At 65.7% G+C, this 24,681-nt stretch carries 16 protein-coding genes; 2 read left to right on the forward strand and 14 right to left on the reverse strand.

Features of this window, described 5'->3' with window-relative positions; translation table 11 throughout:
* Positions 1–68 precede the first annotated feature (68 nt).
* The 5 genes from casB to RQP53_RS09630 all read right to left on the reverse strand — a co-directional run bounded on the left by casB (position 69) and on the right by RQP53_RS09630 (position 8,075).
* Positions 69–599 carry a type I-E CRISPR-associated protein Cse2/CasB gene (gene casB / locus RQP53_RS09610; RefSeq protein WP_315650085.1) on the reverse strand — a complete coding sequence of 177 codons (531 nt, stop codon included), beginning with the start codon at positions 597–599 and terminating at the stop codon, positions 69–71.
* Between the two features lie 30 nt (positions 600–629).
* Positions 630–2,246 carry a type I-E CRISPR-associated protein Cse1/CasA gene (gene casA / locus RQP53_RS09615; RefSeq protein ID WP_315650086.1) on the reverse strand — a complete coding sequence of 539 codons (1,617 nt, stop codon included), beginning with the start codon at positions 2,244–2,246 and terminating at the stop codon, positions 630–632.
* Positions 2,243–5,044: a CRISPR-associated helicase Cas3' gene (cas3, locus tag RQP53_RS09620; protein ID WP_315650087.1), complete on the reverse strand. Its 2,802-nt coding sequence runs from the start codon at positions 5,042–5,044 to the stop codon at positions 2,243–2,245. Before cas3 ends, casA begins: the two co-directional genes overlap by 4 nt.
* Before the next feature lie 230 nt (positions 5,045–5,274).
* Positions 5,275–6,516 (reverse strand): FAD-dependent monooxygenase, encoded by a 1,242-nt coding sequence (locus RQP53_RS09625; protein WP_315650088.1) that lies wholly within the window; start codon positions 6,514–6,516, stop codon positions 5,275–5,277.
* A gap of 62 nt (positions 6,517–6,578) precedes the next feature.
* Entirely contained in the window at positions 6,579–8,075 is a 1,497-nt protein-coding gene (locus RQP53_RS09630; RefSeq protein ID WP_315650089.1) for a hypothetical protein, read from the reverse strand.
* A gap of 181 nt (positions 8,076–8,256) precedes the next feature.
* On the opposite strand from RQP53_RS09630, the gene RQP53_RS09635 reads away from it, so the two are divergent.
* A complete protein-coding gene (locus RQP53_RS09635; protein WP_315650090.1) occupies positions 8,257–9,237 on the forward strand; it encodes a potassium channel beta subunit family protein in 981 nt (326 codons plus the stop codon).
* A 102-nt stretch (positions 9,238–9,339) separates the two neighbouring features.
* Positions 9,340–12,540, forward strand: coding sequence for a two-component regulator propeller domain-containing protein (locus RQP53_RS09640; RefSeq protein ID WP_315650091.1), 3,201 nt, complete (start codon positions 9,340–9,342; stop codon positions 12,538–12,540).
* A 9-nt stretch (positions 12,541–12,549) separates the two neighbouring features.
* Here the strand turns inward: RQP53_RS09640 and RQP53_RS09645 are convergent, their stop codons facing one another.
* The 9 genes from RQP53_RS09645 to RQP53_RS09685 all read right to left on the reverse strand — a co-directional run bounded on the left by RQP53_RS09645 (position 12,550) and on the right by RQP53_RS09685 (position 24,526).
* Positions 12,550–14,118: a M20/M25/M40 family metallo-hydrolase gene (locus RQP53_RS09645; RefSeq protein ID WP_315650092.1), complete on the reverse strand. Its 1,569-nt coding sequence runs from the start codon at positions 14,116–14,118 to the stop codon at positions 12,550–12,552.
* Between the two features lie 206 nt (positions 14,119–14,324).
* Positions 14,325–16,229, reverse strand: a complete 1,905-nt coding sequence (locus RQP53_RS09650; protein WP_315650093.1) for a sensor domain-containing diguanylate cyclase — start codon at positions 16,227–16,229, stop codon at positions 14,325–14,327.
* A 110-nt stretch (positions 16,230–16,339) separates the two neighbouring features.
* Positions 16,340–17,056 carry an N-acetylmuramate alpha-1-phosphate uridylyltransferase MurU gene (gene murU, locus RQP53_RS09655; protein WP_315650094.1) on the reverse strand — a complete coding sequence of 239 codons (717 nt, stop codon included), beginning with the start codon at positions 17,054–17,056 and terminating at the stop codon, positions 16,340–16,342.
* A gap of 268 nt (positions 17,057–17,324) precedes the next feature.
* Positions 17,325–17,753 (reverse strand): type 2 periplasmic-binding domain-containing protein, encoded by a 429-nt coding sequence (locus RQP53_RS09660; RefSeq protein WP_315650095.1) that lies wholly within the window; start codon positions 17,751–17,753, stop codon positions 17,325–17,327.
* 14 nt (positions 17,754–17,767) lie between these two features.
* Positions 17,768–18,943, reverse strand: a complete 1,176-nt coding sequence (locus RQP53_RS09665; RefSeq protein WP_315650096.1) for a TonB-dependent receptor — start codon at positions 18,941–18,943, stop codon at positions 17,768–17,770.
* Positions 18,944–19,043: 100 nt separating this feature from the next.
* The gene (locus RQP53_RS09670) at positions 19,044–21,230 is read right to left on the reverse strand and encodes a PAS domain-containing protein (RefSeq protein WP_315650097.1); all 2,187 of its coding nucleotides are present in this window, start codon (positions 21,228–21,230) and stop codon (positions 19,044–19,046) included.
* Positions 21,223–22,701, reverse strand: a complete 1,479-nt coding sequence (locus RQP53_RS09675; protein WP_315650098.1) for an HD domain-containing phosphohydrolase — start codon at positions 22,699–22,701, stop codon at positions 21,223–21,225. Before RQP53_RS09675 ends, RQP53_RS09670 begins: the two co-directional genes overlap by 8 nt.
* 223 nt (positions 22,702–22,924) lie before the next feature.
* A complete protein-coding gene (locus RQP53_RS09680) occupies positions 22,925–23,368 on the reverse strand; it encodes a type 2 periplasmic-binding domain-containing protein (RefSeq protein WP_315650099.1) in 444 nt (147 codons plus the stop codon).
* Between the two features lie 12 nt (positions 23,369–23,380).
* On the reverse strand, positions 23,381–24,526 hold the full coding sequence (locus tag RQP53_RS09685; protein ID WP_315650100.1) for a porin: 1,146 nt from the start codon (positions 24,524–24,526) through the stop codon (positions 23,381–23,383).
* Positions 24,527–24,681: the final 155 nt, after the last annotated feature.

Raw genomic sequence — 24,681 nt, forward strand, 5'->3', positions numbered from 1 at the left:
CAGGATCCTCTCTGAATGTGTTGGGTGAGGTGGTTGCTTGCTTGCTGTGAAGGGGTGATGGCTAACAGTCAGGCCGCTTTCGGCCAGGCATAGGCATAGGCCCACTGCTTCTTGATGTGCTCGCCCCAGCCGAACACGTCGTTGGCCAGCGCGGCGGGGCTCAGCTGCTTGTCGATCAGTGGCATGACGCGGCGCAGGCCGCTGAATAGCGCCGCTACATCCGGTGCATCCAGCAGCCTGGCGAAGCGCAACTCGCTGACAGCGTTGCGGTCACTGCCCTTGTCACGCTGGCTCATCGCCTCGGGCAGGTTCAGGCGGCTCTCGGTCTTGATATGTACGGCCAAGCCGGCGATGGCAGCCAGCCGCTCCAGTTGCCACGGCTTCCACGGGGCGCCTTCATGAGCCTCGGCCAGCTGGCGATAGAAACGTTGATAGGCGGGCGTGAGCACGACTGCGCCAAGGTCATGTGCACGGCGCAGTTCGGCACGCTCGGCCCGCGCGGTGCCGCTGGCCTTCTCACTCGTGATGGCGTGCCACCAGCTCAAGTAGGCATTCATCACCGGCGGTGCCAGCGCGTAGTCAGGGTGCTGAGATGACATGGGTTCATCCTCCTTGGTGGTTGGGCAGGCTCACGCCGTTGGGGCCGTGGCCTTGGTGGACTGCGGCAGGCCAAGAGCCTGGCGCAGCTTGGGGCCATCGAGGCTGTGGGAGAGCTGCTTATGCGCGGCGGCGATGCGGGCCGGGTTCTGCCGGCTGATGGGGCTGCTGCCCACCAACTCGGCATCAAAGAGGCGAAGCGCTGCAGCGCGTAGCTGCCGGCGCCAGCTTTCTGCGGCGGCGAGGGGATCGCCGGCTGAGCCTTCGCGCAGATCCTGGATTCGCGCTCTCAAAAGGCCGTAGAAATTGGGCTCGGTGCGGCTCCAGAAGGCAGCGTCGATGAAGCCGAAGTCACCGCGTGCATCGCTGCTGAACCACGCATCCTTGACTGCAGCGCGGAGGTAGCTGGCAACCAATTCGGCCCCTCTGAGCCAGGCACCCACCTCCTCGCGCAAGGCCTTTTGCTCGGGCGGGCCGCAGTCGCCCAAACCATAGAGCGGCACGGTGGCGTCGTACCAGCAGCGCGCCTTGGCGTTGTCCATGTCATAGCCAAAGGCCCACAGGCGTAGGGCAATGCCGGTCTTTTGCTCGACGCGTGGCTGTAGCAAGAAATGCGACACCACCGAGGCGGCCTGCACTTTGCGTTTGTCGTTGTCCATGCCCAGCACCCAGGCCAACCAGTGGCGGTAGCCAAGACCATCGGGCTGCGGGTGTAGTGGCAAGAGGCCGTCCTTGCCGGCGTAGTAGGGCGACAGCGGGTGCAGCCAGGCGCCCTTGTAGTTGAACCCATAGTTGCGGGTCACATACTGCCGAATGAGCCGCTCTGAGGGTCTGTGGCAGAGGTCGCAAGCGCCTGCGTTCACCGCGTCAAAGTCCAGGCGGATGCGCCGTGGCATGGCCCAGAACATATGCGCGGGGTGGACTTGCAGTGGCGTGGTGTCTCCCTGTTCCTTCTGGATCGCCGACTGTGCTGCCAACCAAGGGAAGGTGTGGTATGGCGCCTCCATGCCGGGCTCCACGCCATCCGCCAGAAAGGCGCCTTGGGCGCGAACGTTCAGCCAGAGTGTTTGCCATAGCGGTGCCGGCGCGGCGGGCGTGCCAGTGGCAATCAGTAGGGTGGTCAGCGGGCCGCCACCGCGCAGGCCTGTGCGGTAGCCGACGCCACCCGCCGGCGCATTGGATTGCAAGGTGAACAAGGCCAAGCTCGCGCAGTGGGGGCACAGCCCCCGCACCTGCCCACGTTTGACGAAGTGATCGCCGTTGTTCTTGATGGTGTTTTCACCCGGCGTCTCGATCAGCAGCGCAGCAATGCCGTTGGGCTCTGCATCGCTGGCCCGCAGCTCAAAGTCCTGCATGAAGCGCGCGCCATCGCCGTCGAATTCAAACGCTGCACGATGCGGCGCAAACCACTGAGCCAGTGTCGCCGCGTCTGGCGGGGCTTTCAGCAAGGCGCGCCACTCGCTGTCGCTGGCAGCCAGCGTGCAGGTTTGCAGCAAGCCAATCGCGAACTGCGCCAGGGCGCCATTGAAGTCGGCACGGCAGGCGTCGAAGGCGGCGATGCCTGGGTCCGAGAGTCGATCGGGGCTGATCCAGTGTTGGCTGCCGTCGTGCATTCGCACAGGCAGCCAGTTTTCATCAAGCAGGTTCATGCCTTGTTCTCCTCTGCGTCATTGGCCGTGCGCAAGCCGGCCGCCTTGTCATAAATCCATAGGGTTTCGCGTGCTGCGGCGCCAGGCTTTGCGACACCCGTGGCGCGAGCCTGGAAGCCCTGTGCTTGCTCATCCATGATCAGCAGTACGACCCACTGCCCGCCTCCCGGCAAGAGCGCCATTTGCGCGGCTAACGCCGCCTGCCGCGCCGGCGTTGCGGGCGGTACTGCTGCGGCGATCAGGCGCTTGGCGACTTTGACGGTGCTGTAAGCCCAGTCGTGTGCGGTGCTGCGGTCGCACCAGGGGATCAGCGCATCACCTTTCCAGCGGCCGAGCAGCACTTCGATGGTGTCTTCTCCCAGGCGGGACGGTGCAACGCTGTCAGCCGCCCATTCCAGGCCTTCGCGCACATAGCCTTTGGCGAGCTTGACGCTGTTCTGCGCGGCCTGGGAGGCGTCACCGTAGGCCTTGCCCTCGGCCTGGTTGGCGCCATATTGCAGCGCTGAGGGCAGGTCGACATCGTCGCCGAAAACGGCCTCGATCAAGGTCCGGGCGTCGTCCGGCATGCTCAGCACACCGCCTTGCAGTGCGCGGGCCGTCAGCCAGAGCTGGCCATGGTGTTCGTAGACCCGCGCTACCTTGGGAAACGCTTTCTTGAACCAGTCGGCCTCTGGTTCCTCCGCCCAGGCAGGCCCGTACACCCAAAGCCATGGCTCACCACGTTGGTCTTGGGCTCCCGGCGCGAGGAGACGCTGTCCCGCTGCGTCGCGCACATGGCGACGCAAGCGGCCGGCGCGTTGGATCAGCCGGTCAATGGGAGCGAGGTCCGTGACAAGGAGATCGAAGTCCACGTCCAAGGATTGCTCGGCCACCTGGGTGGCGATCAGCAGACGGCCGCTGCGCTGGGCGGGCGCGCTGTCGCGGCCAAAGCGGGCCAGCACGTCTTGCTCGATGTCCAGCCGGTCACCAAGCGCAAAGCGTGCGTGGAACAAGGTGATGCGCTCGGCGGGCCATAGTGCAGCCATCTCGGCATGGGCATCGAGTGCGTCCGCCACCGTGTTGCGTATCCAGGCGACGCAGTGGCCGGCAGCCAACGCCTGTGCAATGCCTTGCAGCACGGACGCGCGATCCGACTCGTAGCGCACGCGTACGCTGCGCCGCACGTCCGGACGCGTTGCCACGGCGGCTTCGCTCAGTGCGGACGGTGCTGCCGATGCCCAGGAACTAGCCAAGGGATAGTGCAGCGATTGCGGCGGTACGGCCGTGGCCCGACATCCACGGGCAAAGGCCCGCAACAGCGCAGACTTCATGCGCATCGGCAGCGTGGCGGACAGCAGGATGGCGCTGCCGCCGGCTCGCGCGTGGAATTCCAGCAAGGCTTCCAGCGTGCGTTGCATATAGGGATCGCAGGCATGCACTTCGTCAACGATTAATACCTTGCGTGCCAATCCCAAGAGGCGCAGCGATTGGTGTTTGCTCTGCAGCGCGGCCAGCAAAGCTTGGTCCACCGTACCAATGCCGGCCGGGGCGAGCAGCGCTCGCTTGTTGTGGTCGGCCAACCAGCGCTGGCAGCGGCGTGTCGCACTCTCGTCATCAAATGGCGAGCCGCCTTCATCCTTTCCGGCCGCAATCACCGAGGCGGCGAAGTCCTCCACCAGCTTGCGTCCGCCATGGGCAAGCACCAGGCTGGCGCGCGGGTCGCTGAAGAGTCGGGCGTAGACCTCGCCGATGCGCCCATACATGGCATTGGCGGTGGCCATAGTGGGCAGGCCGATGAAGAAGCCTTCAGCGCCGGCCTCCGTCATCAACCGGTACGCCAGCATCACCGCAGCCTCCGTTTTGCCCGCTCCGGTCACGTCCTCGAGAAGGTGTATTTGCGGGCCTGCCTCTAGGGGCACTTGGATGGCCCAGTTCTGCAAGGGAGACGGCTGCGAGATCGAAGGGAAGAGCTGCTCAAAGCCGAGTCCGCGAGGGCTGGGTGAGGGCAGAGCACCAGAGGAATCCAGCGCTCGGCGAGCCTGCGCGACCGCCTTTCGCCAATAGGCCTCCAGGCTGAGCTCAGCGCGTTCGTGGTAGCCAAAGAAATCTGCGTTCGAGCCGATCCAGTCGCACAAAACGCTAAGTCCAGCAGCCCACCATGACAAAGCCTGGCTGATGGAGTCGAAACGTGCGCCGCAGCGTCCAGGGATAGCCGCCGCAGCTGGGCTCAAGAGGAGTCGCTGCGCCGCGCTCGCGAATTGTTTGGCCGCTTCGACATCCTGTTGCCGAAAGTGACGCTGCATGAATGGCACGCTGCCGAGTGGCGGCTGTCCGTGGTGTCCTGTGACTGCACGAGCCCACCAAACTAGACCAAGATCCAGATCTGAATCGGCATCGCCAAACCACTGCTCCGACTCTGCCAACGGCAGGATGTGTTCGTTCCAGCACTGCATGCCCAAGCTGTCATGGCGGGTGCCCTGCTGCGCATGCTCGGGTGCTGCGCCTTGAAGCGTGGACATGATGTCAGCGCGCTGGGCCTGAAACGTCAGTGAGAACTTGCCCAAATCATGCAATGCCAGCCAGAACACCAGCCAACTGATGATGGCGTCGGAGTCTGCCACGGCCAGCTCTTGCTTCAGCCAGGCCAGCAGACCCGGTGAACGCTCCAGGTAGATCTGGCAGACGGCGGCGACGTCAAGGCTGTGGTAGGCCAGCAGATGCCACTGCGCTGCATGGGTGGCTGCCTTGGCCTTGCCCCAGTACTGGAAGCAAAGCGCGCTCAGCAGCATTGATGAAGTGGCATCCATTTGCCGGATCATCTGATCCTAGTGGCTCACCAGATGAGCCAGTTGGTGTCAGTTTCGTCTCTGCGCGCGCGGGCGGGCGAATGTCGCCCGGATGGGCAATCTGCTGTCAACATCAAGGCCTCCCTGATCTTCGTCAGTGGGCCCAAGCTTGCCAGCAAGCGTGGCCAGCCTTGCTCAGGGTTTGCGCTGAAGCGGCTGACGCAGTCATGCCAACTGCGTTTGCCGCGCGAGACGCGTGTGCCTCAGCGCCTTCCAAACATCATCTGCCTCGCCAGCGCCCGCTTCAGCGGAGGCACAGCTTGCAGCGCCGCGAGGCCGAGGCCGCGCACCGCCGGCAGTCCCGGCCAGCGCCAGGCGAAGCTGCGGGCGAGGAAGTCGGTGCTGGCGATGGTGCTCCAGCGGTCGGGGGCGCGTTGCCATTCGACGCGGCGCAGCGCGGCGCTGATATCGCCGGGCGACCGGCGCAGCGCGTCGACCAGTGCATAGGCATCACGCAGGCCGAGGTTCAGGCCCTGGCCGGCGACCGGGTGCAGCGTCTGCGCGGCATTGCCGATGCGGATGCTGCGGCCCTCAACCAGCGTGCGCTCGGCGTTCAGGCCGAGCGGGAAGCATTTCAGCGGGCTGATGCTGTGCAGGCGCAGGCCAGGCGGCAGCTGCTGCTGAATGACGGTCAGGCGCTGCGCGTCGCTCAAGGCCGCGACATCGTCCTCGGCCTGCGGCAGGCACCAGACCAGCGCGGCGCGGCGCTGGCCCTCGGCGTTATCACGCAGCGGCAGCAGGGCCAGCGGGCCGTTGCGGGTGAAGCGTTCGTAGGCGGCGCCGCGCGGGCTGCTGTCATCCAGCGTTACCGTGCCCACCCAGGCGTTTTGCTGGTAATCGTGAGTCACCGCTTTGCGTGCCTGCTCGGCAAACACGCCGCCTTCGGCAATGACGGCGAGGTCAAAGCGCTCGGCAATACCGGCATCGACTTCCACGCTGGCGGCCTCGTTCTTGATGGCGGCGACCGGCTGGCCGAAGCGGCTGATCAGGCGCTCGGGCTGGCGCGTTGACGCCGCCAACCAGGCGGCCTGCAGTGGTGCGACCAGCTGGCCGTAGTGCAGCACGGCACCGAGCTGGGCCACGCCTTGTTCAGCGGCACTGATGCTGACGCTGGGCTGGCCCTGGGCGCCAAACAGCGGGTGGCGCAGCGTGGGCGGCGCCTGGCTGACGTGCACCTGCAGAATCGGCTGGGCCTGCTCGGCCGGCCAGGCCTGCAGGCGCTGCAGCAGCTGCACGCTGCCCAGCGAGAGCGCCAAGGTGCGTGGATCGCCGGACACATCGTGTTCCAGCGGCCGCGCATCGAAGAGGCTGATGCGCGCCGTGGGCAGCTGCCTCGCCGCCAGCAGGGCCAGGGCCAGGCCGGCCGGCCCGGCACCCACGACGGCCAGGTTCAGGCGGCTGGGCAGGGCATCGGCAGGAGCTGTGGCGTGAAGCAGGGTGCGCATGGTGGGCGGGAACGGCAGAGTGCCGCCGCACTATAGCCCGCTGGCCAGCGCGAAGCCTTGGTCTAGCAGGGCTTCCAGCTGGCGCCCTGGTCGACGCTGCATTCGTCGACGCGTGTGCCGTCGGCCTTGTAGCTGCTGCGTTTCCAGGGGTCGCGGGCGAACTTCTGCGTGATGACGGGCAGGGCGCGGAAGTCCTCGGCGCGCTTGGCCCAGTCGCTGACCGGCAGGGTGACCGGCTCGTCAAAGCGGTAGCCAGCGCTGGCCAGCTTGGGTGCGAGCCAGCTGAGATCGAGTGTGGCCAGCTTGTCGCCGAGCTTCTGGTAGGGCTGCAGCTCTGCACTGCCGGCGCTGCCGGGATCGATGCTGAGCATGGTGATGTAGTCGACCTTGTCCTGGCTGAAGCGCACGTAGTAGTCCCAGCCCTGCAGCTGATCCATCTCGCCCTGGCTCGCGCTCAGACAGGGCGCGGCAGCGTCCAGCGTGGCGCTGCGCACATAGCGCGCCGTCAGCTCAAAGCCGACACCGTTCTTGTCGTTGGTGTCAACACTTTCGTACAGGCTGCAGCGGAACTGCGGCAGCGTGCTGCTGGCGCGGTAGCCGGTGCGATAGAGGGTGTAGTTGCCGCCGTTGACGGGTTTGCTGTCGACGATGCGCAGGTATTCGGCACGGATCAGGGTGCTGAGGTCATCGGCCAGCTCGTATTTCTCGGTGCGCAGCAGGCCGCCGACCTTGACGCTGTGGCTGCGATACCAGACGCCCAGGCGGTCATAGGCCGTGCTGCCACGGCCGCGGTAGACCTCGGCACGCACGTAGCTGGCATCGGGGTACTGCTGCTGCAGCTGGCGGCGCAGCGCGAAGCCCGCTTTCAGGCCGCGCACGATGTCGACGGCGAGCTGGTGGGCGCCGGCGTCCTTGCTTTGCACGAAGTCGGCATAGAGGCGGTCAGCAGAAAGGTTATGGCGGGCCACCAGGCGCTTGATGGCCTCATCCAGTTCGTTCTTCAGGCGCTCGCGCAAGGCAGAGTCTTGCTTGAGCGTCTGGCAGCTGTTTTGGGCCGGGTCTTTGCTCAGGCCGTTGCGGATTTCCTCCCACAGCACCGTGGTCAGCGGCGAGGCGTGCAGGGCCTGGTCCTTGGCCAAGGGCTGCAGCTGGGGCGGGATGGCCATCTGATAGGCCTGCTTGACCTCGCCGGACTCCTGGTCGATGGCGCCCACCGGCACGTCGACATACATCACGCTGTAGGGCAGGCAGTCGCGCTGGGCCTCGGTCAGCGGCAGCGTGTACTGACCGTCGGTGGACGAGACGGCCGAGGGCTCGTCGGCATCAAGCTTTTGATTGCCGTTCAGATCCAGCCAGACGCTGGCGCCTTTCACATAGCCATCGATGACGCGACCACTGACGCTGGGCGTGGCACTGGTGCCCGGGCCTGTCGATGGCGTCGTGGCGGGTGGGCTGCTGCCACCGCCTCCTCCACAGGCGCTCAGGCTCAGCAGAACGGCGCCCAGGCAGGGCAGCAGGGCCTGGCGGCCCTGGCCGCTGGCGGTGATTTTCTTGTACATCGGGCAGGCTCCTCGGCTTGATGTCATCATGCGGCGCTGGTGCGGGCGAAGCCGCTTTTGGGCGCATTGCGGATTTTTGAAGGCGCGCATCGTAGTGGCACGAAACTGACTCGGCCTTGCGCGTTTTCCCGATCAACGGACCCGCCGCGCCACTTCATTTGTTTCAAAGGAAAAGCGACTCATGCAATACCGTCGTCTCGGCCGCAGCGGCCTGAAAGTCTCTGAACTCTCGCTGGGCTCCTGGGTCACCTATCACAACCAGGTGGACACAAAATCGGCCGCCGAGATGCTGGCCGCGGCCTTTGATGCCGGCGTCAACTTCTTTGACAACGCCGAGATCTACGCCAGCGGCAAGAGCGAAGAGGTGATGGGCGAGGCCTTCAAGCAGCTGAAGTGGCCGCGGCTGTCGTATGTGGTGTCGACCAAGTTTTTCTGGGGCCTGACGCGTGAGGGCAATACCGTCAACTTCAAGGACACGCTGAACCGCAAGTACCTGATGCAGGCGATCGATGGTTCGCTCAAGCGCATGCAGCTGGACCATATCGACCTGGTCTATTGCCACCGCCCCGATCCACACACGCCGGTCGAGGAAACCGTCTGGGCCATGAGCGACATGATCAGCCAGGGCAAGGCGCTGTACTGGGGCACCAGCGAGTGGTCGGCTGCCGACATCCGCGCCGCCTGGGAGATTGCCGAACGCCACCATCTGCACAAGCCGGTGATGGAGCAGCCGCAGTACAACCTGTTCCATCGCCAGCGCGTCGAGCAGGAATATGCGCGGCTCTACGAAGACACCGGCCTGGGCCTGACGACCTGGAGCCCGCTGGCCTCGGGCCTCTTGACCGGCAAGTACAAGGCCGGCATTCCGGCCGGCTCGCGCGGCGCGCTGGAGAGCATGAGCTGGATGCGCGAGCAGCTGCAGGATGCGGCCAAGAACGCTGCCGTCGCCGAGCTGGAGAAGATCGCCGCCGAGCTGGGCGGCAATGTGGCGCAGCTGGCCATCGCCTGGGCCAATCGCAATCCGCGCGTCTCCACCGTCATCCTCGGCGCCAGCAAGCTGAGCCAGCTGCAGGACAACCTGGGTGCCCTGGCCTTGACGCCCAAGCTCAGTGCCGAGGTGCTGGCACGCATCGACGCGATCACATTGCCCTTGTCGAAGTAAGGCGTGGTGCGAGGGCGGCACGGGCACGAGCTGGGCCGCCCTGTCCTGTGCCACCGCGATGCTGTCAGCACGGCGTAGCCTGCCGCCGCTACCATTGGGCGCATGCTTGCCCGCTTGCTGTTCGCGTTGCTGCTTGTGCTGTCCTGGCTGGGGCCGCTGGCCCGGGCGCAAGCTCAGGCGCAGGTGGCCAGCCTGCAAGAGCCGCGATTTGAGAGCGTCGGCGATGCCAGCTCGATCACCGACGGGGTGGTCTCCGCACTGGCCCAGGACCGGCGCGGCTTCATCTGGATTGGCACCTCGGTCGGTCTGGTTCGTTACGACGGCTACCAGCTGCGCCCCTTCACGATGGAGCGCCAGAGCAAAAGCGTCGTCGGCACCAGCTTCATCCGTGCGTTGCTGGCCGGCCGCGACGGCAGCCTGTGGATTGGCACCGAAAGCGACGGCCTGGCCCGCTATGAGCCGGACAGCGGCCGCTGGTCCTATTTCAACAGCAATGCCGGCGACCCTCATGCGCTGGCTCCCGGCACCATTCGCGCACTGGCCCAGGATGGCGAAGGTCGGCTTTGGGTGGGCACGATTGGTGGCGGGCTGGATCGTTTTGACCCGGCCAGCGGGCATTTTCAGCACTTGCGCAAGGGTTCCGATGGCGTGCCCGACGACCGCATACAGACGCTGTTCTTCGACAGCCGCGGCGATCTCTGGCTCGGCAGCTGGAATGGCCTGGCGCGGCTGCGCCGCGGCGAACGGCAGTTCGAATCGGTGTTCTCGAACAGTGATCAGGAGCTGGCCGGTCGCATTGTGTCGATGCTGGCCGAAGCGCCCGATGGCCGCATCTGGGCCGGCACGCAGTCCGGCGAGCTGGCGCTGATCGATCCGGCGCGCGGCAGCGGCCGCTGGATCGCGCAGGACGCGGCTGGTCTGAAGCGCGGCACCGCCTATGCGCTGGTGGCCATCAATGCGCAGGAGTTGTGGCTGGGCCGCGCCGGCGGCATCGAGCGGCGCAGCGTGGTCGACGGGGAATTGCTGGGCCTGCTGCGCCACGATGTGCGCAAGCCCTGGGGCCTGAGCGCCAACGATGTGCGCGTGCTGATGCGCGATCGCTCGGGCTGGATCTGGCTGGGCAGCTATGGCGGCGGTGTGCAGCGGTACCAGGCCAACTCGGGGGCGCTGTGGGTGCGCCGGCCCGATCTGGCCGAGGACAGCCCGCTGGCCGAGGCCGATGTGCGCAGCCTCTTGCAGCTGCGCAGCGGCGAGATCTGGGCCGGCACCAATGAGCGCGGCATTGCCGTGCTGGACCGCGAGCTGCGTCTGATCGGCGCGATCCGGCCCGAGCCCGAGCGGGCTGAAGGCTTTCGCGGCGGACGCGTCGGCGGACTGGCCCAGGATGCGGCCGGCGATGTCTGGGTGGGTACCGACACCGCCGTCTATCGATTCAGCGCCGGCCGCGAACTGCTGGCCCGCTACCAGGCCGGCAAGGGGCGGGTGCGGCGCCTGCTTGGGGCCGCGGACGGCAGCGTCTGGATCGGCACGCAAGACGGGCTGTATCGCTATCGTCCGGGCGAGACGGGGCTCAGCCGCATGCTGCTGCAGGACGGCCGGGCCCTGACCGGCGACGTCAATGCCCTGGCCGCGACCGTCGATGGCGGCCTCTGGATAGGCGCCGAAAGCGGCATCTATCGGATTGCCCCCGGCAGCACGGCCGTCAATCCCGTCCCCAGCCCGCCCGGCGAAGGCCTGAGCAATCTCTCGGTGCTGGGCTTGCTGGTGGCACGCAACGGGGTGCTGTGGGTGGACACCGCTGCCGGTTTGCACCGGATGAACGCCTGGGATGGCTACCGGGCGCGCTTCGAGCGCATCGGCGAGAAGCTGGGCGCGCCGGGCCGTGGCTTTGGTGCCAATTTGCTCGACGACAGCCGGGGCCGCATCTGGACGCATCGCGCCGTGCTGGACCCAATCTCCGGCAGCGTCGACGAACTCGGCCAGGCCGACGGTGTTGATTTCGGCACCGGCTGGTTTCGCGCCTACACCCGGCTCGACGATGGTCGCATGCTGTTCGGCGGCAGCCGCGGCATTCTGGCGCTGTCCCCTGACCGCTTCGAGCGCTGGAGCTTTCTACCGCCGGTGGTGTTGACCGATTTGCGCATTGATGGCCGCCAGGTGCCGCCCGCGGCGGCGATGAACGGCCTGCGCCTCGATCAGGGCACGCGCAGCTTCAGCCTGGAGTTCGCCGCGCTGGACTACAGCAGCCCGGCCCAGTTGCGCTACCGCTACCGGCTGGAAGGCTACGACCACGATTGGATCAATGCAGGCAGCGAACTGCGCCTCGCCAGCTATGGCAATCTGCCGCCGGGCGACTACCGGCTGCATGTGCAGGGCAGCAACAGGATCGGCATCTGGAGCCCGCAGCAGCTCGAGGTGGCAGTCCATGTGGAGCCGGCCTGGTGGCAGACCTGGTGGGCCCGCCTGCTGGCGGTGGCGAGCGTCTTGGGCGGCCTGTATGCGATTGTGCAGGGGCGCACCCGCTATCTGCGCCGTGCCCAGATGGTGCTGGAGCGCCGCGTGCGCGAGCGCACCACCGAACTGGAAGCGCTGTCGCAGGCACTGGAGCAGAAGTCGGCGGCGCTGGAGGAGTCCAGCCTCAGTGATCCCTTGACCGGTCTGCGCAACCGGCGCTTCCTGTCGCAGCACGTCGAGGCCGATGTGGCGCTGGCGGTGCGGCGCTACGAGGGTGAGCACCAGCACGGCGAGACGGCCAGCGAGGGCCGCGACCTGATTTTCTTCCTGGTTGACATCGACCACTTCAAGCAGGTCAACGATGTCTACGGCCATTCGGCCGGCGATGCGGTGCTGGTGCAGATGACGACCCGCTTGAAGCAGGTGTTCCGCGATGCCGACTATCTGGTGCGCTGGGGTGGTGAGGAATTCCTGATCGTTGCGCGCGCCGCCAGCCGTGGCCATGCGGCCGAGTTGGCCGAGCGGGCCCGTGCGATGGTGGCCGACCAGGACTTTGTGCTTGATGACGGCACGGCCTTGCGCAAGACCTGCTCGGTCGGCTTTGCCTGTTTCCCTTTGAGCCCGCGGCAGCCGCGGGCGCTGGACTGGAGCGCGGTGGTCGATCTGGCCGATGCGGCGCTGTACGCGGTCAAGCGTGGCGGTCGCAATGGCTGGCTGGGCCTGGTCAGTGCCGACGCCGAAAGTGACGAAGGCCTGCGTGAATGGTCACGCAGGCCTTTGGCCGAATGGGTGGCGACCGGCCGGCTGCAGATGGCCGGCTCGGGCGCCTGGGCACGCGAACAGCCGTGAGACTGTTGCTTACTGCGGACGGTAGACGACGGTCAGCTTGTAGTTGCCGGCGCTATAGCCCTTCAGCAGCACATAGCCGTCGCTGTTGACGGTGACGTTCAGGCTGCAGCTCTCGGTGGCCGTGCTGCCGTCGGATTTGCAGCCATAGCTGCTGGTCGTGGGCACGGCGCCGAGCTTGACGTAGAGGTCGATGTCACCGGTGCCGGTGGTGCTGGCCTTGATCGTGCCGCCGGCCTTGACCTTGAAGGGGCCGAAGCTCTTGGTCTGGTTCAGCGTCAGGCTGCCGGAGAAGGTTTCGGTCTTGTCGGTCGGCGGCGGCGTGCCGGGGCCATCACTGCCGAGCTCGACCGCGTAGGCCAGGGCCATGCGGGCAAACTTCAGCGAATGGTCGGCCTGGCTGCCGGTATTGGCATAGGTGTCGTTGACGGTATGGATGTAGGGGTTGTCGGCGCTGAACGAGGACTCGAAGGGCATCGAGGTCGCATAGCCCTGGGCGTTCCAGGAGGCGTGGTCGGAGCAGGCATAGCCGCAACGATCGGTGCCGACCTTCAGCGTCGGCAGATAGGTGCTGATCAGGTTGGTGACGAAGGTGTTCTGCTGGCTGTCGGTGTAGTCGGTGAAGATGTAGATGTCGTTGGCCGCGCCCTTGTAGTTGGTCATGTCCAGCTGCATCACGCCGACCACATTGGTGCCGGCATTGGCGAAGCTCTTGGCGATCTCGGCGCTGCCGCGCAGGCCGACTTCCTCGGCCGCATAGGCCATCAGCTTGATGGTGCGGCGCGGCTTGTAGTTGCCGGCCACCAGCGTGCGCAGGATCTCGGTCAGGCTGGCCACGCCGGAGGCGTCGTCGTCGGCGCCCGGGGCGCGGGTGGTTTCGCTGGTGCCGGACTGATTGATCGAGTCCAGGTGAGCGCCGAGCACGACGACTTCATTGCCGTTGTCGGTGCCCTTGATGGTCAGGATCACCGACTTCTGTGCCCAGCTGGCGTGGGTGAACTGCTCGACGGTGATGTCGCTGCGGCCGTTGGCGATGGTCGTCCAACGTGACTTCAGCCAGTTCGAGGCATTGACACCGCCGCTGGTCGTGTAATAGCGGTTGGTGTAGTTGGACAGATCGACGATGGTCTGGCCGATATTGCTGGCCTGCATCTGCGACAGCATCGGGTTGATGACGGCCTGCTGGTCGATCACATAGCTGGGCCGGGTGGCGGCCAGTGCGGCCTGCGGGCGGGTTGGGGACTGCAGCGCCTTCAAGGCATCCAGGCCGGCCGATTTGCTCGGGTGGAACATGAAGCCGCCGCAGCGCTTCAGGTCTTCGTGGACGCGGCCGGACAGCTGCAGCAGCTGGTCTTCGTCGACCTCGACCAGGTGAACGTTCTCCGGCGCGCGCAGATCGCGCACATCGCCCAGCAGGCGGGCCGCCGGCACGACGCTGGCCTGCGGCTGGGCGGCGACGGCGAGCTTTTGGAGTTGGGCAAGGGCGGCATCGCCCAGGCTGATCCAGACTTTTTCACCTGCCTGGGCCGGATGGCTGGCGGCAAGTAGCAGAGCGGCCGCGAGGGCCAGACGTGTGCGCATTCGATGTCTCCTGTGGTACTGAAGCAAGGGAACGTCGAGTGCACAGCCCCTGGGTCAAGGCCTGGCGTGGACGCTCCGGTCGGTGCGGCGCGGCAAGAGCCACGAGCCGGCGCCGATTATTTGGGCGCCTGTCGCACGCCGTGCCTCGGGTTTGCACGACACCTGTCAGACCTGTCAGGGTGGGATCTCGTACGCCCGACACAAAGTCAGTGCATGGGCATGCTGACGGTGCGGTTGCGGCCCTGGGCCTTGGCCTGGTAGAGCGCCAGGTCGGCACTGGCCAGCCATTGACCGGCGCTGGCCTCGGGCAGCGGGCGGCCGCAGGCCAGGCCGATGCTCAGCGTCACATGCGGGCCCAAGGGCGACAACGCATGCTCCAGCGCCGCTGCCTTGAGCTGTTGCTGACAGCGTTCGGCCACTTCCTGCGCACCTTGCAGATCGGTGGCGGCAAGCAGCAGCACGAACTCCTCGCCGCCGTAGCGGGCCACCAGATCGGTCGAGCGGTTGACGCTCAGGCGCAGCACATCGGCCACCCGGCGCAGACAGCTGTCGCCGGCTTGATGGCCATAGTGGTCGTTGTAGAGCTTGAAATAGTCGACGTCGACCAGCAGCAGGCTCAGCGGTTCGCCGGAGCGCAACGCGCGGCGCCATTCCTCATCGAGGCGCTGCATCAGCAGGCGGCGGTTGGCCAGCTCGGTCAGCGCATCGGTGGTCGACAGGCGCAGCAGCTGTTCGTTGGCATGGCGCAATTCCAACTCGAAGCGCTTGCGCTCGGTGAGGTCGGTGAGTACGCAGACCAGGGTGGCCGTGCCGCCGCCCAGCACCTTGGCCAGGCTCAGATGCAGGGTCAGCGCCTGGCCGCTGCGGTGGCGCGCGCACAGCTCCAGGGCGAGGCTTTGCGCGCCACCGGCCTCGCCCAGCTGGTGCAGCTGCTCGACCAGGCGCGGGCGGTCCAGTTCGTCGACCAGCTGGCGCAGATCATGAGCCAGCAGCTCGGTCTCGGCCAGGCCGAACAGACGCTCGGCGGCCGGATTGGCGCTGCGTATCAGCCCGGTGCTGTCGGCAGTGATGATGGCGACGCCGGCCGTGCTGATCACCGCCTGCAGCCGTGCCTCGCTGTCCTGCAGCGCCTGCTGGGTGTGGATCAGCTCGGTGACGTCCAGCCGCACGCCGACCAGATAGCCCGAGGGCGTGAAGCACTCGTGCAGATGCGACCAGCGCTCACCATAGAGCTGCAACAGCGGCTGTGCCGAGTGGCCGCGTTGGCGCAGACGCTCCTGCAGCCACTGCGCCTCCTGGCCGCGTGCTGCCGGTATCCGACCGGCGGCCAGCGACTGCTCGACCAGATCGGCGAAGCGGGCACCGGGCCGCAGCAGGTCGGCCATCTCGGGGTATTGTTCGCGCAGCCGCTGGTTGCACATCACCAGCCGGTCCTCGGCATCCCAAAGTTCGAAGCCGGCGGGCATCGCCTCGATGGCCTCGTGCAGCCGCGTCTGCGCCAGCCGTGCCTGTTCATCGGCCTGGGCGCGTGCCTGCTGGCTGAGGATCAGTTCGCTGACATCGCTGCGCAGATAGACCAGTGAGCCATCGGCGCAACGTCGCTCCAGCACGCGTATCCAGCGCTGGTTGGCCAGCTGCATCACCCAGGGCTCGCCCGGCTGGTGGTGGCGCAGCAGACGTTCGCGCAGCCATTGCTCCTCACGCCCCTTGGCCTCGCGTACCGGTTCGGCCGCCATCAGTTCGCGCAGTATCGTTTCGAAGGGCGTGCCACGCCGCCAACGCACCTGACGCTCGTCGTCGAGCCGGCCAAACGCCGGATTGGCCAGGATCAGGCGGTCTTCAGGGTCAAACAGGGCCAGGCCTTCGTCGAGCACGGCCAGCCCCTCGCGAAGCCGCAGCTGATCGGCCTGCAACTGGCGCCAGCTGCTGCCCAGCATGACCAGCAAGGCCAGGCTGCACAGCAGGATCAGACCATGAGCCAGCAATTCCACCTGATGCGGTAGCGGCAGCCACAGCGCCGACGCGAGGCAGAGCAGGTCGAGCAGGATCAAAGCCGTGCCGGGCAGCAGCCACCAGCGTGGTGCTTGGATCAGGCTCTTGTCCTTGCGCATCGTCGACACGACCCCCTTGGGTGCGTTTTGATTGTGGCCCAGTGGCCAGAGTCGCCGATACGGGCAAATCCGTAGTGCTTTTTGCGCCGCCGAGGCGCTTTTGCCGCAGCTCAGTCCCGCCCGGTGACCGCGCCATGCAGCGCTCGCGCCTGGGCCAGCAATTCGGCATTGCCGACGTTGACCCAGCGACCCGGGTACAGCTCTGCCGTGACCTCGGCATGGGCGATCGCGGCGTCGAGGCAGGGGCGCATCGGCATTCGCTGGCCGGCCCGAACCTGGTCGAAAAAGGCGCGGCGGTACAGGCCGATATTGCCGTAGACGTGGCGCGGCTCGCCGGTAGCGCCGGCACGGCCAGCGCCGTCGATGGAGAAATCGCCAAGCGGGTGGGCGGGCTGGGTCGGCACCATCCACAGATGGGCCAGACGGCCGCCTTCGACGAAGGCCTGGGCCTGGGCGGAGTCGTAGCGGAAGTCTGGCGCATGGATATCGCCGGAGACGGCCCAGAAGGCCTCATCGCCGTCGGCGCAGAGCAAGGGTAGCGCGGTGGCGATGCCACCGGCAGTTTCCAGCGCCTGGCCATGGTCGCGCTGCTCGTGGCTGTAGTGCAGGCGCACGGCCCAGCGTGAACCGTCGCCGAGCAAGGCGGGGAACTGCTCGCCCAGCCAGGCGGTGTTGATGACGATATCGCGCACGCCGGCGGCGGCCAGCGCCTCGATATGCCAGACGATCAGGGGCTTGCCACCGACCTCGATCAGCGGCTTGGGGGTGTGGTCGGTCAGCGGGCGCAGGCGTTCGCCGCGGCCCGCGGCCAGGATGATGGCTCTCATGGCCGAGCAGTGTAGGGGCAGGGCTTGGGGCCGGAAAAAGCGGCTCTTTTAATGTTGATTGATACGCTGCCACCGGCGTTCGAAACGCAACCACAGAGGCACAGAGGAATTCACAAGGCGTGCCAGGGTTGGACAAGTTCTTCTCTGTGACTCCGAGCCTCTGTGGTTGCCATTTTTGTTTTTTTCAGCATCGTCAACGCATGCTAAAGGGGCCAATGAAAACGGCGAGCCGCTGGGGCTCGCCGTTGCTTGCAGGGCCGCTGCAGGCTCAGCGCTTGACGGCCTTGACCGTGCCATTGACCTTGCCCGCATCGACATAGCCGATCGCGCCTGGCGTGCTGGCGACGAACTTCAGCACGGCATCCTCGCCGTCAAGTTCCTTGGGCGGCTTGGCGCCGCCGGTGAAGATCTGCCGCGCCCACAGCGCCTTGAGCTGCGAGGGGTTCTTTTTCAACACCTTGTTGCCGAAGTCCTCGCGCAGGGCCGAACCTTCCTTCAGGTCGACCGGCGTGGCTTCGCTGCCGCCGGCAAAGGTCTTGGTCTGGCCCAGAAAGATCTTGGTGATCTGCTCGTCGTCGAGGCTGGACGAGTTGCTGGGATGGACGATGACGACTGCGTCGGCATGACTGGTCACGCTGGCGCCGAACAGGGACAGCGCCGCGCACAGGGGGAGCAGGAGTTGCTTGGTTTTTTTCATGATCCGGTCCCCGCTCAGAACACAAAGTCGTAGGAGACGGTGGCCACATCTCGCTTCATGGTGAAGTCGGGCTGATGGTTCCAGGTGATGCGGTCGTACTGCAGCTTCAGCGAACTGGTGTCGCTCAGGCTGTAGCGCAGCGTCGCGCCGCGGATGGTATCGGCCGGATTGCTGGTGCCGGCGGTCGGCTTGTAGGCCAGCCGGGTGCCGTAGATCGTCGGCGTGAACTTGCCGATTCGATAGCCCAGGCTCAGCAGCGTGCCGTCATAGGAGGTTTCCGGGCCACGGGAGATCTTCTGCAGCTCAAAGCGGCCGATGAAATCTCGGTAGTCAGCGCTGAAGGACAGCGAGCTGAAGGTCTGTGCCACATGGCTGCCGTAGGCGGGATCTGCCGGCACGTTCTGCGTCACCGAACCGTCGGCGGCGCTGACGGTCTCCATATGCTGCTTGGACTTGTTGACGGCAAAGCGCACGGTGAACCAGTCGCGGTTCAGCTCCAGGTCGAAGCCGCGCATGCCGCTCCAGTTGACGTTCTGCTTGTCCGGGCCGCTGATCTTGGCCATCGGGTTGTCCTTGAAGTCCTCCGAGCCGGCGTAGACATTGGACTTGACCGCCCAGCCCTTGAAGTCGTCGCGGAAGGTCAGATTGACGCCGTTGTAGTTGGTGATCTCCCAGCCATAGACGTCAAAGGGCACGCGTATCCAGGGAAAGGCAAAGCTGACATCCTGGAAGTCCGAGTAGTTCAGCAGAGGCACGCGCTTGCGGCCGGCCTGTATCGTCCATTTGGGGCTGATGTTGTAGCTCAGGTAGAGCCATTCGAGATTGACCTTGGCCTTCTTGGCCACACCGCGAACGACGCCCTGGGCGGTCAGCGACAGATCGTCGCTGAAGTTCAGCGTGCCCTGCAGGCCCAGGCGCGATTCGGTGTCCAGTGACCATTTCTTCTCGTAGACGCCGGCGTGAACGAAGTCGACGATGCCGCAGGGGCAGTTCGACCAGGTGGCCGGATCGGGATAGGGAATCGTGTTGCCGCCGATGACAAAGGGTCCGTTGTCGCCGACGACCCGACCGGCGGTGATATTGCCGAAGCCCGAATAGCTGAAGTCAACGGCCGCGGCCAGCTGGCTGCTGGCGAGCAGGCCTGCCGCCAGGGCGAGGCGCGTCAACGTGAGAGTGGGGGTGTGTTTCATCTGCAGTCCTTGCACGCGTGGGCGGCCTCGCAAGCGCGAGGCCGATGTGCCAGGTTTTCGACCACCCTAGGGTTTACTTGAATACGATTTGGGCTGCGCTTCAGGGCTTTATCGCGCTTTGGCCGCCTGGCGCCTTGGGGCCCAGCACGGGAATCCAGATGCGGAAGGTGCTGCCCTTGCCGACCTCGGATTCCAGCTCGATCCGGCCACCATGTTTTTGCACGATGGAGAAAGACAGCGACAGGCCGAGGCCGGTGCCCTGGCCGACCGGCTTGGTGGTGAAGAAGGGGTCGAAGATGCGCCGCTGCACCTCTGGCGCCATGCCTGAGCCGTTGTCGCCGATGGCGATGCAGACCCAGTCATCGACACAGCAGGTGCTCAGCCGGATCTCGCCACGCCCGCTGATGGCGTGGCCGGCGTTGACGATCATGTTCATGAAGACTTGGTTCAGCTGGGCGGCCAGGCAGCGCACGGCGGGCAGCTTGCCGTAGTCCTTCTTGATCTCGGCCTTGTACTTGACCTCGTTCATGACCACGTTCAGGGTGGAGTCGAGGCCCTGGTTGATGTCGGCCATCTGCCAGTCGGACTGGTCGACGCGCGAGAAGTCCTTCAGGTCCTGGACGATCTTCTTCACCCGGGTCAGACCGTCGTCGCTTTCGGCCAGCAACTGCGGCAGGTCCTCGTGGATGAACTCGAAGTCGGCCTCGCGGCGCAGCTGGGCGATCTGGCCGCGCAACTCGGTGGGCAGCTGCTGCAGGTCCAGGCATTCGTACAGGCCGATCAGTTGCAGCATCGATTCCATATAGCGGCGCATGCTGCCGAGATTGGACGACACGAAACCGATCGGGTTGTTGATCTCATGAGCGACACCGGCCGCCAGCTGGCCGATCGAGGCCAGCTTCTCCGATTGCAGCAGCTGGTTCTGCGCCTCGGCCAGGCGCGCATTGGTCTGCTTCATCTCGCCGTAGTTGCGCACCAGCTCCGCCTGGGCGCGCATCACATCGCTGCGGTCCTGCAGCAGCCACCAGACGCCCTGGGTCGGATTCTGCGGGTCGGAGGCATAGGCAATCAGCTGCACCCAGATCGGCTGGCCCTGGGCCGTCTGCATCGGCACTTCCAAGGCCAGCGATTCACCGGCGGCCAGCACTGGCAGCGCTTGGCGGATCAGCTCGGTGAAGGCCTCGCGGTCGGCGAAGAATCGTCGCCCGGAGAGGCCGACGGCGCTGGCCTCGTTGAGCTCGAAGATCTCGCCGAACTTCTTGTTGGCGCGAGCAATCCGATGGCCGTGGGTGTAGATGATGCCGACCGAGGCGTTTTCCAGAAAGGCTTCGAGTTCATGGTGCGTGAGCAGCAGCTCGGCGGTGCGCGCCGCCACCATGTTCTCCAGCTCCTGCTTGTGGCGTTTCAAGGCTTCTTCGGCGGCCCGGCGTTCGGTCACATCGAGCAGGGTTTCGATCACGCCGACAACCTGGCCCTGGATGTCGAACAGCGGTGCCGCGGTACAGAACAGCCAGCGGCCCAGCTTGGGAAAGAACTGCTCCAGCTCATAGGCTTTGGGCACCAGCCTTGAGGGCCGCAAGGCATCGCCATAGAGCGGCCGGCCTTTGGCCAGCACATCGCCGTCGAGCAGCAGATGGGCCAGCAGCGGCCGCTCTTCATCGTGGAAGGCATGCCAGGGCTGGCTGCGGCCGGTGATGGCGCTGGCTTCCACACCAGTGAGCTGCGCGCAGGCGGCATTCCAGTGCGAGATGCGGCCGGCGCTGTCCAGCACAAAGGTGGGCGCCGGGTTGCTCTCGAGGATCTGCTGCATCACCCGGCCGATCTCGAGCAGGCTGTTCTGCACATGGCGGATGTCGCTCAGATCCTGGCAGGTGACGACGACCAAGCGGCCCTGCGGGCTGTTGATGCTGCGCGCGCTGATCTCCAGCTGGCGCACCGAGCCATTGGCGGTCAGGGCCTCGCATTCCAGCGCCGGCAGCTGCTCGCTGTCCTTCATGCAGCGTTCGCCGTAGTCCTGCAGCTGGGCCAGGCTGGCTTCTGCGGCCCAGCCGTAGTGAGGCATGCGCCGCAGCTCGGCCAGCCCATAGCCCAGCAGTCTTTGCATCGCCGTGTTGGCATAGATGATGCGCAGGCCGGCGTGAATCAGGACCGGCGCCGTGATGGCCTCGAAGGCGAGCACATAGCCTTCGTCAAGCAGCTGATCTGAGGCCTCTGGCAAGGCCGTGGCCCGCGCGGCGATGGCGCTGCTGCCGGCGGGCGGCGTGGGCGAGAGGTCGAACTCAAGCATGTTGCACCGGCTGTGCCGCGGTTCGCGCTGGCGCGCGTGCCGCTCCGTCTTTCTTGACGAAGAAGACCAGCTCGACGTTGTCGCGCTGGGCCAGTTCCTGCACCTGCTTGACCAGCGGCGCACTGAAGCGGAAGCCCGCCGGCAGCAGCAGCGAGCCATGCGGACTCAGCAGATCGCGCGCCAGCACCATGCCGGGCCGCAGGCCGGCGGCGAGCACCTCCTGGTCCTGGCCCTGCTCCAGCGCCAGCTCGGCCATGGCTTTGTCGAAGGCGGCCAGCACCTCGGCGTCATAGCGTTGCTCGCCGCCCTCATGGATGGCCTTGCAGGCGTCTTCGGTCGAGAACACCTTTTCGGCCAGCTTGCCGGCGATCAGCGATTCATAGGTGCTGGCGATGTTGATGATCTGCGAGCCCAGCGGCACCTCGTAGCCGGACAGCCCGTCGGGATAGCCCTTGCCATCGATGCGTTCGTGCTGTGAGCGGATCAGGATGGCGGTCTGGCGCAGCCGGCCCAGCGGCATCAGCGCGGCCTGGGCCTGCACCGGATGCTGCTTGTAGCGGCTGAACTCGGCGCCGTTCATCAGCGAGACGGTCTTGCGCATCAGCTCATCGGGCAGGCCGATCTTGCCGACCTCATGCAGGAGCCCGGCGTTGTAGATGTCGGTCTCTTCAATGCCGCTGATCTGCAGCTGCTGCGCGATGCGCCGGGCCAGCGTGGCGACGCGGTGGCCGTGGCCGGCAACGCTGCCGTCGCGCAGTTCCAGCAGGCCGGAGAACACGCTGATGGACAGCGCAAAGTTCTCCTCCAGCTGCAGATTGGCGGCGTTCAACTTTTCGTTGGCCTTTTCCATCTCGGCATGGCTGGCGGCCAGCTGCGTCATCGCCAGTTCCAGCTCGCGGGTGCGTTCGGCAACGCGGCGTTCCAGCTCTTCGTTCACACCGGCCAGCTGGCTGTTGGCCTGTTGTAGCTGCGCGTTGACGGCCTGCAGTTCGTCGTTGGCGCCCTGGAGCAAACCGTTGACGTCCTGGAGCTCCTTGTTCTGCGACAGCGTCAGTTCGCTCAAGCGCTGGTTTTCCAGCTCCAGCCGCTGCCGCTTCAGGCCATCGCTGACGCAGAGCTGGATGTCGTGATCGTCCCAGGGCTTGGAAATGTAGCGATGGATCTCGCCCCGGTTGATCGCGCCAATGGTCGAGCTGATATCGGCATAGCCGGTCAACAGGATGCGCACCACCTTCGGCCAGCGCTGCCGCACCTGTTCGAGGAACTGCACGCCATCCATCTCGGGCATGCGCATATCGGAGATGACCAGATCGACGGGCTCGGTCTCCAGCAGCGCCAGGCCGGCGGCACCGCCTTCGGCGGTGAGGATGCGCAGATCGGGCTTGCGCAGCTGGCGGCGCAGCGCGCTGAGGATGGAGGGCTCATCGTCAACCAGCAGGATGGTGGCCGGGGCAGGACGGTCGTCGCTCATGGGGCTCGCTCCTGGCGGTGCCTTGCGATGGCTCCTACGCCATCAACCAGGACGCCGCCCTCTGGGTTTGGGCCCCAGTCTGCTCCGAAATGATTTAAATGATTTATCTGTTATTTTTGCGGCGTTAAATTCGTCACGGCAGGCGCACGCTTGTGGTGACGCCAGCATCAAAAAAAGCCATGCAGCTGCAGCTGGCATGGCTTTGCTTGGGAGGAGGCGGGAGTCAGCGCTTGACGGCCTTCACCGTGGCATTGACCTTGCCGGATTCGATATAGCCGATGGCGCCTGGCGTGCTGGCGACGAATTTGAGCACGGCGTCATCACCATCGACCTCCTTCGGCGGCTTGGCGCCGCCGGTGAAGATCTGCCGCGCCCACAGGGCCTTCAGTTGCGAGGAGGTCTTCTTCAGCACCTTGCCGTTGAAATCCTCACGCGCTGCTGCGCCTTCCTTCTGGTCGACCGGCACCGCCTCGGCGCCGCCGGGAAAGGTCTTGGTCTGGCCCAGAAAGATCTTGCTGATCGATTCGTCGTCCAGCGCGGCCGCATTGCTCGGATGGACGATGACCACCGCATCGGCCAGGGCCAGGCCGCTGGCGCTCAGCAGGCCCAGGCCCAGACCAAGGGTCATGGCGCAGCCATGCATCAGGGAGTGCAATTTGCTTGTCATGCTCTAGCCCCTTCAGAAGACCACGTCGTAGGAGACGGTGACCACCTTGCGGACCGTGTCGGTGCCGTTCAGATAGTCCCAGCGGCTGCGGTCGTACTGGGCTTTCAGCGAGCTGGAATCGCTCAGCTGGTAGCGCAGCGTCAGGCCGATCAGCCGGTCCTTCTCCTGCAGGGTTTCGAAGGCGTTGTCGTAAGCCTTGAGCTGGCTGAAGGTGATCATCGGTGTGAACTTGTCGATGCGGTAACCCACGCCCAGCAGAAAGCCGTAGTAGCTGCCACGAGCTGGCGAGCGGTCGACCTTGGACATCTCGCTGCGGGCAATCCAGTCGCCCTTGTCGATGCCAAGGGACAGGGCCAGGAAGGACTGCGGCGAACTGCGGCCGAACTGGGTCGGATCCGGGCTGACCTGCACGCCGTTCTGCGTCATGCGCTGCTTGGACTTGTTGTAGGCGATCCGGGCGGTGAACCAGTCGCGGTTCACCTCCAGATCAACGCCCCACATATTGTCCCAGTCGATGTCGGTCGGCGTCGGGCTGGCCAGCCGGTTGATCGGGTTGTCCTTGGTGTGTTCCTGCCCGATATAGGCGTTGGACTTGACCGCCCAGCCGGCGATATCGCTGCGGTAGGTGATGTTGGCGCCGTTGTAGTTGACGACCGCCCAACCGTACACATCGGGCGGCACGCGCACCCAGTTGTAGGCGAAGCTGACGTCCTGGAAGTCGGAGTAGAGGAACAGCGGCAGGCGCTTGCGGCCGGCCTGAATGGTCCACTGCGGGGTCAGGTTGTAGGACAGATAGGCCCACTCCAGCTCGACCTTGGCTTTCTTCGCCGCATGGCGTGCCATGCCTTGGGCGGTGAAGGACCACTTGTCGTCAAAGGTCCAGTTGCCCTGCAGGCCCAGGCGCGACTCTGGCGCCAGCGACCATTTGTTCTCGATCACCGTGCCGTGCGAGAAATCGGAGATGAAGCAGGGGCAGTTGCTCCATTGCGTGGGCTCGGGGTAGCCGATGTCTTCGCCCGAGCCGCTGATCACCTTGCTGGCGCTCAGATTGGCAAAGCCCGAATAACTGAAGTCGACCGCACCTGCCAGCGTGCTGATGCCAGCCAGGCTCAATGCTGCGAGCAGCTGTGTCGGTTTCACCGGCCTTGGAGTTCTCATCGTCTGTCCTTCCAACGTGTGAGTGGCGCCAGCGCGTGCGACGCCTGATGAGCGCCCCGACGGGCCGGAGGCTCCGGCCCCAACCCCGATCAGGGGAGAAACAAGCCGGGGCAGCGGACTTTGCTTCTGTTGCGATTCTTCGGTCGCTTTGATGA

Source organism: Roseateles aquae (assembly GCF_032337115.1).
Taxonomy (GTDB): Bacteria; Pseudomonadota; Gammaproteobacteria; order Burkholderiales; family Burkholderiaceae_C; genus Roseateles_C; species Roseateles_C aquae.